This window comes from Mitsuaria sp. BK037 (assembly GCF_014193045.1).
GTDB lineage: Bacteria > Pseudomonadota > Gammaproteobacteria > Burkholderiales > Burkholderiaceae_C > Roseateles.
This window is the reverse complement of the sequence record NZ_JACHYS010000001.1, coordinates 129,018-142,458: the sequence shown is the minus strand read 5'-3', so window position 1 is coordinate 142,458 and position 13,441 is coordinate 129,018. Positions and strand designations below refer to the sequence as shown.

Annotated in this window: 15 protein-coding genes; 12 read left to right on the top strand and 3 right to left on the bottom strand. The window is 68.8% G+C overall.

Annotated features, from left to right (window positions below; all coding sequences use genetic code 11):
* Window positions 1–16 precede the first annotated feature (16 nt).
* Entirely contained in the window at window positions 17–457 is a 441-nt protein-coding gene (locus tag FHT37_RS00630) for a DUF1841 family protein (RefSeq protein WP_091722534.1), read from the top strand.
* Window positions 458–737: 280 nt separating this feature from the next.
* Here FHT37_RS00630 and FHT37_RS00625 read toward each other — a convergent pair whose 3' ends face one another.
* The 3 genes from FHT37_RS00625 to flgA all read right to left on the bottom strand — a co-directional run bounded on the left by FHT37_RS00625 (window position 738) and on the right by flgA (window position 2,478).
* Entirely contained in the window at window positions 738–1,127 is a 390-nt protein-coding gene (locus FHT37_RS00625; protein WP_091722530.1) for a hypothetical protein, read from the bottom strand.
* Between the two features lie 61 nt (window positions 1,128–1,188).
* Window positions 1,189–1,509, bottom strand: a complete 321-nt coding sequence (flgM, locus tag FHT37_RS00620) for a flagellar biosynthesis anti-sigma factor FlgM (protein WP_183478490.1) — start codon at window positions 1,507–1,509, stop codon at window positions 1,189–1,191.
* Between the two features lie 120 nt (window positions 1,510–1,629).
* Entirely contained in the window at window positions 1,630–2,478 is an 849-nt protein-coding gene (gene flgA / locus FHT37_RS00615) for a flagellar basal body P-ring formation chaperone FlgA (protein WP_183478489.1), read from the bottom strand.
* Between the two features lie 164 nt (window positions 2,479–2,642).
* Here flgA and flgB point away from each other — a divergent pair, with 164 nt between their 5' ends.
* The 11 genes from flgB to flgL all read left to right on the top strand — a co-directional run bounded on the left by flgB (window position 2,643) and on the right by flgL (window position 13,441).
* On the top strand, window positions 2,643–3,029 hold the full coding sequence (flgB, locus tag FHT37_RS00610) for a flagellar basal body rod protein FlgB (protein ID WP_183478488.1): 387 nt from the start codon (window positions 2,643–2,645) through the stop codon (window positions 3,027–3,029).
* A 22-nt stretch (window positions 3,030–3,051) separates the two neighbouring features.
* The gene (flgC, locus tag FHT37_RS00605) at window positions 3,052–3,468 is read left to right on the top strand and encodes a flagellar basal body rod protein FlgC (protein WP_091722515.1); all 417 of its coding nucleotides are present in this window, start codon (window positions 3,052–3,054) and stop codon (window positions 3,466–3,468) included.
* A gap of 49 nt (window positions 3,469–3,517) precedes the next feature.
* Window positions 3,518–4,177, top strand: coding sequence for a flagellar hook assembly protein FlgD (locus FHT37_RS00600; RefSeq protein ID WP_091722510.1), 660 nt, complete (start codon window positions 3,518–3,520; stop codon window positions 4,175–4,177).
* 70 nt (window positions 4,178–4,247) lie between these two features.
* Window positions 4,248–5,651, top strand: a complete 1,404-nt coding sequence (flgE, locus tag FHT37_RS00595; RefSeq protein WP_091722507.1) for a flagellar hook protein FlgE — start codon at window positions 4,248–4,250, stop codon at window positions 5,649–5,651.
* A 43-nt stretch (window positions 5,652–5,694) separates the two neighbouring features.
* On the top strand, window positions 5,695–6,423 hold the full coding sequence (gene flgF, locus FHT37_RS00590; RefSeq protein WP_099861114.1) for a flagellar basal-body rod protein FlgF: 729 nt from the start codon (window positions 5,695–5,697) through the stop codon (window positions 6,421–6,423).
* A 51-nt stretch (window positions 6,424–6,474) separates the two neighbouring features.
* Window positions 6,475–7,257, top strand: a complete 783-nt coding sequence (gene flgG / locus FHT37_RS00585) for a flagellar basal-body rod protein FlgG (protein ID WP_091722501.1) — start codon at window positions 6,475–6,477, stop codon at window positions 7,255–7,257.
* Between the two features lie 94 nt (window positions 7,258–7,351).
* On the top strand, window positions 7,352–8,047 hold the full coding sequence (locus FHT37_RS00580) for a flagellar basal body L-ring protein FlgH (protein ID WP_091722496.1): 696 nt from the start codon (window positions 7,352–7,354) through the stop codon (window positions 8,045–8,047).
* A gap of 46 nt (window positions 8,048–8,093) precedes the next feature.
* Window positions 8,094–9,242 carry a flagellar basal body P-ring protein FlgI gene (locus FHT37_RS00575; protein ID WP_091722491.1) on the top strand — a complete coding sequence of 383 codons (1,149 nt, stop codon included), beginning with the start codon at window positions 8,094–8,096 and terminating at the stop codon, window positions 9,240–9,242.
* A gap of 1 nt (window position 9,243) precedes the next feature.
* The gene (gene flgJ / locus FHT37_RS00570) at window positions 9,244–10,143 is read left to right on the top strand and encodes a flagellar assembly peptidoglycan hydrolase FlgJ (protein ID WP_091722488.1); all 900 of its coding nucleotides are present in this window, start codon (window positions 9,244–9,246) and stop codon (window positions 10,141–10,143) included.
* 38 nt (window positions 10,144–10,181) lie between these two features.
* A complete protein-coding gene (flgK, locus tag FHT37_RS00565; protein WP_183478487.1) occupies window positions 10,182–12,158 on the top strand; it encodes a flagellar hook-associated protein FlgK in 1,977 nt (658 codons plus the stop codon).
* A gap of 35 nt (window positions 12,159–12,193) precedes the next feature.
* Window positions 12,194–13,441 (top strand): flagellar hook-associated protein FlgL, encoded by a 1,248-nt coding sequence (gene flgL / locus FHT37_RS00560; RefSeq protein WP_183478486.1) that lies wholly within the window; start codon window positions 12,194–12,196, stop codon window positions 13,439–13,441.

Below are 13,441 nucleotides of genomic sequence, written 5' to 3'. Positions count from 1 at the left end.
CGAGAATCGCGCTCTTATGTTTGCCCCTTCCCAACTCGAGGTCCGGCGCTTCTTCTGCCAGGCCTACCGCAAGCAGCGCGACGGCCTGCCGCTCACGCCGATGGAGGCCATCGCCTCCGACTGGATCGCCCAGCATCCCGAGTACCACGACGAACTGGCGGACGAGGATGCCGCGCTGGCGGCGGTCTACACGGTCGAGGACGGCCGCACGAATCCCTTCCTGCACCTGTCCATGCACCTGAGCCTGATCGAGCAGCACCAGATCGACCAGCCGACGGGGGTGCGCCAGGCGCTGGACCTGCTGGCGGCGCGCCGCCAGTCCCTGCACGAGGCCCATCACGAAGCGATGGAATGCCTGGGCGAGATGATCTGGAGTTCGCAGCGCAGCGGCCTTCCCCCGGACGGCCACGCCTACCTGGACTGCCTGCGCCGCAAGGCCACCCGCACGCCGACCTGACTCCAGTCCCCCACGCCCACTCCCTAGATCCCCCGCAGTCCACCGTCCCAGGCGGTCGAAGGACGGTGATGGTTGGGGACGGTGAGGCGTGGGGTTTCCGCGCTTGCCGCGGGGGCCCCATGCCTCGGCGGCCAACGCCCCGGTCGATGCAGGTGGGCGGTCGCCCGAACGCCACCAGCGGTGGCCCGGACACCACGGGCGCTCCCCAAACGCCACCGGCGCTTCCAAACGCAAAAAGGCCACGCATCCGCGTGGCCTTCTTCATCCGAAGCTCTGAAATTCAGGCCTGGATCGCCCCACCCAAGGCCGACTTGCGCTCGTTCTTCCCGGACGCGCCGTACAGCCCGCTCGGTTCCCCGGGCATCAGCACGTCGATGGCGCGGTCCAGCGCGGCGGTGGCGCGGGCCAGCGACTCGCGCTGGGCGGCGACGCGGCCGCCTGCCTGCATCAAGCGGGTCCGCAGGCCTGCCGGCACCGTGCCGGTGCGCGCGGCGGCGCTGAATTGTTCGATGGCGCGAGCCAGGGCCGCATGCAGCGACGCCGCGTGCAGCTCGATCGCCTGGGAGTCACGTCGATGCAGCGCCTCGCCCAGCAGGTTGAGGCAGCTTTCGACGTCCTGCAGCGGCTGCTCCAGGTCGACGGGGGTCGAGTTCAAAGGCGTGGCGGTCATGGCGTCACCGGAAAAGCTTGGTCTATGGTCGCTTCAGCTCAGCTTTTTACGATTGAGCGAATCAGTGCGAAGGCTGCGTGCGGCCCAGCATCTCGGCCGCGTTGGCGATCAGCTTGTCGGCGATCGCATCGGCGTTGATTTTGAACTCGCCCTTCTCGATCGCGCTGGCAATGCGTGCGACCTTTTCCGCGTCGAAGCTGCCGTCGTCGGGGGCGCCCGCGATCAGGCTGCTCGCGGCGCTCGACAGCTCGACCTTGGACCCCTCGCCGGACGCGGCCGCGCCGGCCTTTCCAGCCTTGGCCGCACCGGCCTCGGGGGTCCCGGTGGTGGTCCCGCCCACTTTCGAGTAGGCGTTCAGGTCAGCGTTGTTACCGATCTTCATGGCAAATCTCCATGGGCCCGAGGACTTCCGGACCCCTTCCAGTACCGGGTATTTCGACCCGTCTGGGCGGAACTTGAGGGGCGAGCTTCACAAAATCGACAGATCGCTCGGTGAAGGGCGTCACAGTACCACCTCCACCCTGCGTTCACCCACGGTACGCGCGGTGACCATGCGGCCATTGTCGAAGCGTACACGGACATCCTGGCCTTCCAGGCCCACGCCCATCGCCTGGCCTTCGCCCGCGACCGCGTAGCCGTTGCCAGTCGCCATGACCTGCACCCGGTCGCCCGGCTGCACCCATTGGCGCAGTTTGAGGTCGGCCGACCGCAGCGCCTCGCCGGCCGCGACCGGCCGGGCCAGCTGGCGACCGAGCCAGCCTTCCGCTTGTGTATAGATGGCGCCAGCTTCGCCGGCAATGTCGACTTCGGCCAGCCGCAGCTGTTCTTGAGTCAGCAGGGTCCCGGCCGGCAGGTCGGCGGCGGCGACGAAGGCCTGCCCGTAGACCTTGATGGTCAGCGGCAGCGTCACATTCCACTTGGTGACCCCGGCCAGGCAGCGCAGGCCCAGGCGGGTGCGCCCCCACATCCGGGTGCCCGGCGGCAGGTAGGGCTGGATCTGCGCGCAGGGCGCCAGGCGCAGGCGCGGGTCCAGCCGGCCGAGCTCCACCTCGACCCGGGCCTGGTTGGGCGCGACCTGGCGGGCGCCGGCCATGGCCAGCGTCTGCAGGCGGTCCTCCAGGGTCGCGTCGAGCGCGCCCAGCGCGGAAGGTTCGCTATTGGAAGTACCGGCCTGCGCGGCGGCGCCGCCCTGCGGCGCCATCGTCAGCTGCAGGCGCGGCGCGCCCGGCGTCTGGGCGTCCGCCTCGTCCACCAATCCGAACATCAGCCACACGGACATCAGCGCCCCCGCCAGCAGGGCGGGCAGCGCCTGCGCGTGGCGGGCGTGAGAGGAGGTGCAGGGTTGCGGCATGGGACGGAACTGTACGGATCCGGGGCGCGCCGGTGGCTTCGAAATGGGCCGGGATCACCCGTCTTATCGCGCTCATGTTTTCGGACCCGCTGCCCACAATGCCCGAACGTGACAAACCGGGTCCGCGTCCCGACGCCACCCGCCCCGTCCCGAAGGAGATGACCATGCTGAACCGACTGTCCGATGCGATGAACTTCCAGGCCCAGGCGCTGACCCTGCGGGCGGAGCGTCAGCGCCTGCTCGCCAGCAACATCGCCAACGCCGACACCCCGGGCTACCAGTCCAAGGACATGGATTTCGCCAAGGCGCTGCGCGAGGCCACCTCGCCCGCCACCGCCGCGAACTCCAACCAGACCTTGACCCAGCGCACCCAGAACGCGCTGCAGAGCAGTTTGAGCGCCATGACCAGCATGGACAGCAACACCGTCGACATGGACCGGGAGCGTGCCAGTTTCGCCGACAACACCGTCAAGTACGAAGCGTCGCTGCGCTTCCTCAACGGCAGCATCCGCACGATGCTGGACGCGATGAAGTCGCCGAACGCCGCCTGATCGCGCAGGACAGGAGACCGTCATGTCGATGTTCAACATCTTCCACATCAGCGGCAGCGCCGTCAGCGCGCAGAGCCAGCGCCTGAACGCGGTGGCCAGCAACATGGCCAATGCCGACACGGTCGCCGGTCCGGACGGCCAGGCGTACAAGGCACGCCAGGTCGTCTTCCAGAGCGTGCTGGCCCAGAACGGCATGGACCAGACCGACGTCGGCGTGCAGGTGGTGGGCGTCCAGGAGAACCAGACCCCCGGCCGCCGCGTCCACGATCCCAGCCACCAACTGGCCGACGCCGACGGCTACGTCACCTACAGCAACGTCAACAGCGTCGAGGAGATGGTCAACATGATCTCGGCCTCGCGCTCGTACCAGAACAACCTCGAGGTCATGGGCACCGCCAAGTCGCTGCTGCTCAAGACCCTGCAGATGGGCCAGGGCTGAGCGCCCGCCGGCCTGAGCCCCGCCTGACCTCCCGCACGGAAAGCCTCCCATGGACTTCACCGCCCTGAACGCCAACACCAAGACCGGCGCCGCGTCGAACACGGGCGCCAGCAGCCCCACCGGCACCAGCGCGCAGGAAACCTCGGACCGCTTCCTGAAGCTGCTGGTCGCCCAGTTGCAGAACCAGGATCCGATGAACCCGATGGACAACGCCGCCGTCACCACGCAGATGGCGCAGATCCAGACCGTCACCGGCGTCAGCACGCTGAACTCGAGCATCCAGGGCCTGGCCAGCCAGTTCGGCCAGATGCAGGCGCTGCAGAGCGTCAGCCTGGTCGGCCGCGAGGTCACCGTGCCCGGCGACAAGGTCACCGTCGCCGACGGCAAGGCCACGCTGAACTTCGACCTGGGCAGCGCCGCCGACAGCGTCAAGCTAGAGGTGCTCAACGGCGCCGGCGCGGTGATCTCGACCCAGGACCTGGGCAAGATGAAGAGCGGCATGCAGTCCTACACCTGGGACGCGTCCAAGGCCGCCGAGACCACCGGCCTGAGCTACCGCGTCACCGCCAGCAGCGGCGGCACCGCCGTCACCGCCACCACCCTGATGCGCGACACGGTGCGCGCCGTCAACACGAGCGGCTCCACCCTGCAGCTCGAACTGAAGAATTCCGGCCTGGTCGACTACGACAAGGTCCGCGCGCTGGGCTGATCCCAGCATCCCCCGGCCCGCCCTTCCCGCACACCCGCATCACCCGCCTGAATCGCCCAAGGACACCCCCATGAGCTTCCAACAAGGCCTCTCCGGACTGAACGCTTCCAGCAAGAACCTGGAAGTCATCGGCAACAACATCGCCAACTCGCAGACCTACGGCGCCAAGTCGTCGCGGGCCGAGTTCGCCGACATGTACGCCGCCTCCCTCAACGGCGCCGGCACCAGCGACGTGGGCATCGGCGTGCAGCTCCAGACGGTGGCCCAGCAGTTCACGCAGGGCAACATCTCGATCACCGAGAACCCGATGGACCTGGCGATCAACGGCGCCGGCTTCTTCCAGGTGTCCGACGGCAAAAGCCCGACGGTGTACACCCGCAACGGCCAGTTCAAGGTCGACAAGGAAGGCAACATCGTCAACAACGACCAGCTCAAGCTGATGGGTTATCCCGCCGACGCCAACGGCGTGATCCAGCCGGGCCTGGCGCAGGGCCTGAAGCTGCCCACCGGCGGCATCGACCCCAAGGTGACCAGCGACATCAAGATGGAGTTCAACCTGGACTCCCGCGCCGGCCCGACCGCCGCCTACGACCTGACCGACCCGGCCGACCCCAACTCGCCCAAGATCGACAAGACCGGCATCACGCTGAACGACCCGACGACGTACAACAACGCCACGTCGATGACGGTGTACGACGCCAAGGGCCAGCCGACCGCGCTGACGATGTACTTCCAGCGCGCCAACAACGCCGACGCCAACGGCAACACCGTCTGGAACGTCTACCTGACCGCCAACGGCAGCGCGATCCAGTACGACGCCCAGGGCAACCCGATCGACACCGACAACGGCCAGCCCGGCGGCAATCCGCTGACGCCGTTCACGCAGATGACCTTCCTGCCCACCGGCGGCAAGCCGGTCTCGCCCGGCCCGAGCGAGTTCCTCAACCTGAAGATCCCCGCCGGCGTGAACGCCCAGGGCGCCCCGACGCTGCCGATCCCGGCGCCGCCGGCCGACCCGTCCGACCCGTCGGTGCAGGGCATCAGCTTCGACCTGCGCTCGGCCACCGAGAACGGCTCCAACTTCGCGGTCACCGACCTGACCCAGGACGGCTACGCGCCGGGCCAGTTGGTCGGCATCAAGCTGGAAGACAACGGCATCGTCACCGCCCGCTACTCGAACGGTGAATCCAAGCCGGCCGGCCAGGTCGAACTGGCCAACTTCCGCAACCCGCAGGGCCTGCAGCCGCTGGGCGGCAACGTCTGGGCGCGCACCAACTCGTCGGGCGACCCGGTCGTGGGCGTGCCCGGCGACGGCAACCTGGGCTCGCTGACCCCCGGCGCGCTGGAGGAATCCAACGTCGACCTGACCTCCGAGCTGGTGAACATGATGACCGCGCAGCGGGTCTACCAGGCCAACTCGCAGACCATCAAGACGCAGGACCAGGTCCTGCAGACGCTGGTCAACCTGCGCTGATCCCGGCGCGCCCGACCCCACCGCCGATCGCTGAGGAGTTCCGATGGACCGCATGATCTACCTGTCGATGAGCGGCGCCCAGGCGGCGATGTCGCGCCAGGACGTGCTCTCCAACAACCTCGCCAACGCCAACAGCAACGGCTTCCGGGCCGAGCTGCAGGCGTTCCGCGCGGTGCCCATCCGCGGCGACGGCGCCTCCACCCGCGCCTTCGCGCTGGAGACCACCACCGGCCACGACCTGAGCGCCGGCCCCATCACCACGACCGACCGCAACCTGGACGTCGCGATGAAGGGCCGCTCCTGGATGGCGGTGCAGGCGCTGGACGGCACCGAGGCCTACACCCGCGCCGGCTCGATGGACGTGGACCAGGACGGCGTGCTGCGCATGCGCAACGGCCTGCAGGTGCTCGGCGACGGCGGCCCGATCACCGTCCCGCCCAATTCGACGATCTCCATCGGCGACGACGGCACCGTCGTGGCCAAGTCCGACGGCCAGCGGCCGGTCAACATCGGCCGCATCAAGCTGGTCACCGAGGACGGGCGCTTCACCCGCCGCGACGACGGCCTGTTCATCGCCGACGGCGGCGACCCGCTGCCCGCCGATCCCAATGCCCGGCTGCAGTCGGGCGCCCTCGAGGGCTCCAACGTGAGCCCGGTCGAGACCATGGTCGGCATGATCGCCGCCGCCCGCCAGTTCGAGCAGCAGATGAAGATGCTCTCGATCGCCCAGACCCACGGCCAGGCAGCGTCCAAGCTGCTGTCCGACAGCTGACCCGTTCGCTGAACGGATCCGCCCGCACCGCACAGGAATCAGGAGTCCCCGATGCTTCGTTCGCTCTGGACCGCCAAGACCGGCATGGAAGCCCAGCAGACCCAGCTGGACGTCATTTCCCACAACCTGGCCAACGTCTCGACCAATGGCTACAAGAAGTCGCACGCCGTCTTCGAGGACCTGATGTACCAGACGCTGCGCCAGCCCGGTGCCAACAACACCGAGCAGACCACGCTGCCCACCGGCATGCAGGTCGGCCTGGGCGCCCGCGCGGTGGCGACCTCGCGCAGCCACTCGCAGGGCAGCCTGACGCAGACGTCCAACTCGCTGGACGTGGCGGTCAAGGGCAACGGCTTCTTCCAGGTGCAGATGCCCGACGGCACCACCGCCTACACCCGGGACGGCAGCTTCCAGCTCGATCCCAACGGCCAGATCGTCACCAACAACGGCAACACGGTGCTGCCCGGCATCATCGTGCCGGCCGACGCCAAGTCGATCTCGATCGGCGCCGACGGCACGGTCAGCGTCACCACCGCGGCCAGCGCCACGCCGACGACGCTGGGGCAGCTGCAGCTGGCCAACTTCATCAACCCGCCGGGGCTGGAATCGCTGGGCGGCAACCTGTACGCCGAGAGCGTCGCCTCGGGCACGCCGCAGACCGGCGCCCCCGGCCAGAACAGCCTGGGCACGGTGCAGCAGGGCTTCGTCGAAACCTCGAACGTGAACGTGGTCGAGGAACTGGTGCAGATGATCCAGACCCAGCGCGCCTACGAGATGAATTCCAAGGCGATCCAGACCACCGACCAGATGCTCCAGAAGCTGTCGCAGATCTGACCGGTCGCGGGGCCCTTCTTCGGCGGACCGGGCGGTGAGCGCCCGGGCGACGATGCGAAGGTCCGCCTTCCCGTGCGCGATTCAAGGAGTTGTCATGCCTTCGTTCCTGTCCTCGATCCGATTGAGCCTGGTGGCCGCCGCGGCGCTCGCCCTCACCGCCTGCTCCACGATGTACCCGCAGCCGCGCGTGGACATGCAGCCCGCGCCGGTGGTGAAGATGCCCGAGCCGATCCCGGCTTCGGCCAACAACGGCGCGATCTACCAGAACGCCAACTACCGCCCGCTGTTCGAGGATCACCGCGCCCGCCTGGTCGGCGACATCGTCACCGTGCAGATCGTCGAGCGCGTCAGCGCCACGCAGAAGTCGAGCAGCGAACTGGACAAGAACGGCGCCATCGGCGCCAGCGTCAGCGCCATCCCCGGCATCGCGGCCAATTCCTTCGGCGGCGGCCGGGCGGAGCTGACCGGCTCCTCGTCCAACAAGAGCACCGGCAAGGGCACGAACGAGAACACCAACGACTTCTCCGGCACCATCACCGCCGTCGTCACCGGCGTGCTGCCCAATGGGCACCTGCTGATCTCGGGCGAAAAGCAGGTCGGTGTCAACAGCAACGTGGACGTGCTGCGCTTCTACGGCCAGGTCGACCCGCAGTCGATCCGCCAGGGCAACACGGTCGCCTCGACCGCGATCGCCAATGTCCGGGTCGAGCAGCGCGGTCGCGGCGCCGTCGCCGACGCGCATGGAATTGGCTGGCTATCCCGCTTCTTCTTGAACCTTTCGCCCATTTAAGTTTCCCCACAATCGGTCACACGAGTCTGGCTACCGTGTGACCGAGATGTACCCCACCACCGCCTTCCCCCGCTTCCTGTCCCGCTCCCCCCGCCTGCTGGCTTCCGGCCTGCTCGCGCTGATGGCGCTGCTCGCGATCGCGACGCCCGCCGAGGCGACGCGCATCAAGGAGGTCGCCGCGGTCCAGGGCGTTCGCTCCAACCCGCTGACCGGCTACGGCCTGGTGGTGGGCCTGGACGGCACCGGCGACCAGACCACCCAGGCCCCCTTCACCGGCCAGAGCATGACGGCGATGCTGCAGCAGTTCGGCGTGCTGCTGCCGCCCGGCGTGACCATGCAGCCGCGCAACGTCGCGGCGGTGATGATCACCACCCAGCTTCCCCCGTTCGCGCAGCCCGGCCAGCCGCTGGACGTCGTCGTGTCGTCCATGGGCAATGCCAAGAGCCTGCGCGGCGGCACGCTGATCGCCACGCCGCTGCGCGGCGCCGACGGCCAGGTCTACGCGATCGCCCAGGGCAACCTGATCGTGGGCGGCGCCGGCGCCTCGGCGGGCGGCTCCAAGGTCCAGATCAACCACCTGAGCGCCGGCCGCATCCCCGGCGGCGCGCTGGTCGAGCGCAGCGTGCCCACGCCGCTGCAGCAGAACGAGTGGCTGCAGTTGGACCTGAACAGCTCCGACTTCGGCACCGCGCGCGCCGTCGCCAAGGCCATCAACAAGGCCAAGGGCGAAGGCACGGCGATGGCGCTGGACGGCCGCGTCGTCAAGGTGCGCGCGCCGCTGACGCCGGACGCCCGCGTCGCCTTCCTGGCCGACATGGAGAACCTGAGCTTCGACCAGGAGACCCCGGCCGCGCGCATCGTGATCAACGCCCGCACCGGCTCGGTCGTCATGAACCAGGCGGTCACGCTGCAGCCCTGCGCGGTCGCGCACGGCAACCTGGCGGTGACCATCTCCAGCACGCCGCAGGTCAGCCAGCCCAATGCGCTCTCGGGCGGCCAGACCACGGTCACGCAAAAGACCGACATCTCCATCAAGCAGGACCCCGGCTCGCTGATCCAGCTGCCCGCGGGCGCGCGGCTGAACGACGTCGTCAAGGCGCTGAACACGCTGGGCGCCACCCCGCAGGACCTGCTGGCGATCCTCCAGGCGATGAAGACGGCCGGCGCGCTGAACGCCGAGCTGGAGGTGATCTGACATGGCGCTCTCCACCCCGCTGAGCAACGCCCTGGGCATGGGCGCGAACTTCGCCACCAACGGGCTGTCCTCGGACACCCGCTCCGTCGAGCAGCTCAAGTCCACCGCGTCGCGCGACCCCAAGGCCGCGGTCAAGGAGACCGCGCGCCAGTTCGAGGCCCTCTTCATGCAGGAGGTCATGAAGAGCATGCGCCAGGCCACGATGAGCAGCGGCATGATGGACAACTCGGCGACCCAGATGGGCGGCGAGATGCTGGACCAGCAGTACGCCGCCAAGATGACCGGCCTGCCCGGCGGCCTGTCGCAGGCGATCGAGCGCCACCTGCAGCGCCAGCTCGGCGTCAAGGACGGCGAGTTGCCCACGGCCAAGGGCGCGACCAAGGTCCAGCAGCTGCCGCAGCTGGCGGTCAAGAACGTGCAGCCGCATGTGCAGGACTTCATCCTCAAGCACGACGGCGCCGCCAAGGCCGCGCAGGCGTCCACCGGCATCCCGGCGAGCTTCATGATCGCCCAGGCGGCGCACGAGTCCGGCTGGGGCAAGCGCGAGATCCTGAACAAGGACGGCTCGAGCAGCTTCAACGTCTTCGGCATCAAGGCCGGCGCCAACTGGACCGGCAAGGTCGCCGAGGTGCAGACCACCGAGTACGTCGACGGCAAGCCGATGAAGGTGACGGCCAAGTTCCGCGCCTACGGCAGCTATGAAGAGGCCTTCAAGGACTATGCCCGCCTGATCGGCAACAACGACCGCTACCGCGATGTCGTGGCCAAGGCCAACACCGGCAGCGCCGAGGGTTTCGCCAAGGGCCTGCAGAAGGCCGGCTACGCCACCGACCCCGACTACGCGACCAAGCTGGCGCGCACCATCAACACCACGATGCGCGTGCAGCGCGCGCTGGCCTGATCGCGCGCCGCTGAGGACCAAGGAACGAGGAGCCCGAGATGAGTACCTCCCCGCTGCTGTCGCTGGGCATGCGCGCGATGTTCGCCAACCAGGCGGCGTTGCAGACCATCGGCCAGAACATCGCCAACGCGAACACCGCCGGCTACTCGCGCCAGGAAGTGGTGCTGACCACGCCCGAAGGCCAGTTCACCGGCGCAGGCTACTTCGGCAAGGGCGTGAACGTGCAGACGGTCACCCGCTCGCACAACGAGTTCCTGACCCGCGAGGCCGCGGCCGCCAAGTCGCAGGCCTTCGCCGACACGACCATGCAGTCCCAGCTCGGGCAGCTGGAGAAGCTCTTCCCCACCGGCGCGGACGGCCTGGGGCAGTCGGCCAATGATTTCCTGAACGCGCTGGTCGACGTGGCCAGCCGCCCGTCCGACCCCTCGGCCCGCCAGGTCGTGCTGGGCAAGGCGCAGGCGCTGGCCTCCCGTTTCCAGAGCGCCGGCCAGCAGCTGGCCGACCTGCAGGCCGGCGTCGTCAGCGACATGAACGCCGACGTCAAGCAGGTCAACGAGCTGGCCAAGCAGATCGCCGCAGCCAACGACCAGATCGCGCGCGCCTCCGGCAACAGCCACACGCCCAACGACCTGCTGGACAAGCGCGACCAGCTGATCTCGCAGCTCAGCCAGTACGTGCAGGTCAGCACCGTGCCCAACGCCCGCGACGGCACGATGGGCGTGTTCATCGGTGGCGGCCAGGTGCTGGTGCTGGGCGGCCAGGCGCAGCAGCTCTCGGTCACGCCCGACCCCTACGACGGCGCGCGCGCGCAGCTGTCCATCAGCGACACCAGCGGCACCCGCGCGCTGGACGACAGCACGCTGACCGGCGGCTCGCTGACGGCGCTGCTGCGTTACCAGAACACCCACCTGCAGGACGCCCGCAACCTGCTGGGCCAGATGGCGACCGCGGTCGCCACCCGCGTCAACGAGCAGCAGAGCCTGGGCCTGGACCTGAAGGCGCAGGCCGGCGGACCGCTGTTCACCATCGCCGATCCGGCGGTGCGGCCGGCGTCGACCAACCGCGGCGACGCCACCGTCAGCGCCACCGTCACCGACGGCGCGCTGGTGCCGGCGCTGTCGTTCACCGTCACGCCGGACCCGACCGGCACGCCCGACAGCTACCAGATCGCGGTGCGCCCCGGCGGCCAGCCCACGATCATGAGCAACGACCAGATCAAGGCGGCCTACGGCATCAGCCTGTCGACCAGCGGCACGATGCAGCCGGGCGACAGCTTCCTGCTGGAGCCGGTGGCCAACGCGGCGGCCAGCTTCAAGCGCTCGCTCGACGATCCGTCGGGCCTGGCCGCAGCCTCGCCGATCATCGCCACCACCGACGTCAACAACAGGGGCACGGCCACCGTCGACGCGCTCTATGCGGTCAACGACAAGTTCGACAAGAGCAAGCAGCCGGCGACCGTCCAGTTCGGCAGCGTCAACGCCGACAACAGCATCAACTACACGATCACGCTGTCGGACAACACCTCGGTCAGCGGCACCTGGAAGGCCGGCGGCAAGATCGGCAACGATCCGGCGGCGGGCGTCGACCTGGGCTTCGAGCTGAGCCTGAACGGCGTGCCGCGCGAGGGCGACAAGATCGCGCTGCAGGTCTCCGACCAGGTGGTCTCGACCAACAACGGCAACGCCAAGGCCTTCGTCGCGATGCAGAGCGAGCCCTTCCTGGGCAAGCAGCTGCAGGCCGACGGCAAGCTCTCGCGCGGCCAGACCGTCAACGAGGCCTATGCGTCCGCGATCGCCGACATCGGGTCGCGGGTGCAGGGCGCGGACTACCTGGCGCAGGTCTCCACCACGGTGGCCTCCGCGGCGGAGCAGACCCGTTCCAGCCAGGCCGGCGTCAACCTCGACGAGGAAGCCGCCAAGCTGATGCAGTTCCAGCAGGGCTACCAGGCCGCCGCCAAGATGCTGCAGGCCGCGCAGAGCCTGTTCGACCAATTGCTGAGCGTCGTCGGCCGCTGACGCGGCGCACGACCCGTTTCCAGAAGGACGCCGCCATGCGACTCGCCACCAACAACATGTTCGACGCCAGCATCGCGACGCTGCAGCGCCGCCAGCAGGAGATGCAGGAGGCGCAGCAGCGCCTGACCAGCGGCAAGCGCGTCGAGAAGGCCAGCGATGACCCCACCGGCGCGGCGCGGGCCGAGCGCGCGCGCACCTCGATCGGGCAGGTCGACGCCAGCCAGCGCGCGCTGGAGGCCAGCCGCAACAGCATGACGCTGGCCGAGAGCGCGCTGGGCGACGCCAACGAGCTGATGCAGCAGATCCGCGAGACGCTGGTCGCCGCCGGCAACGCCAGCTACAGCGACCCCGAGCGCAAGGGCCTGGCGACCAAGATCCAGGGCCTGCGCGACCAGCTGCTGGCCATCGCCAACCGCACCGACGGCGCGGGCGGCTACCTGTTCTCGGGCCAGGGCACCTCCGGCGCGCCCTTCCTGGACAACCCGGTCCAGCGCGACGCCAACGGCGCGCGCATCGGCGGCGGCGTCGGCTTCGAGGGCATCTCGGGCAGCGTCACCACCGGCAACCTCGAGAACTATCCGCTGAGCGTGGACGGCCGCGCCGCCTGGGAGCAGGCGCGCAGCGGCAACGGCAGCTTCGAGACCGGCCCCGCGCCCAACGTGCTGACCGGCAAGGCCTCCACCGGCTACATCGATTCGGGCCGCGTCACCGACCCGGCGCTGGTCACCGGCGACAGCTACAGCATCGTCATCAGCGGCACCGCGCCCTCGCAGACCTACACCGTCTTCAACGAGAGCCAGGGTCACGTGCCGGTGGCCAGCGACAACTACAGCGGCGGCAACACCATCAAGTTCGACGGCATGGCGATGACGGTCGCCGGCACGCCGTCCGACGGCGACAGCTTCAGCGTCAAGCCGTCGACGGCCGACCTCAAGCTCTTCGAGGTGCTGGACCGCACCATCGAGTCGCTCAAGACCACCGGCCGCACCGCGCCCGAGATCACGCAGAGCAACCTGATGAACCTGCGCGACGTGGATGCGGTCATGGGCAACCTGGCCAACGTGCGCAGCCAGGTCGGCGAGCAGATGAACAACCTGGACGGTTCCGAGTCGCGGCTGCAGACGCTCAAGGTTTACAACCAGGCTGAGCAATCTGCCGCAGAGGACCTGGACATGACCCAGGGCATTTCCGACTTCCAGAACCAGCAGACGGGCTACGATGCGGCGCTGAAAACCTACTCGATGGTGCAGCGCATGTCGCTGTTCCAGTACATCAACTCCTGA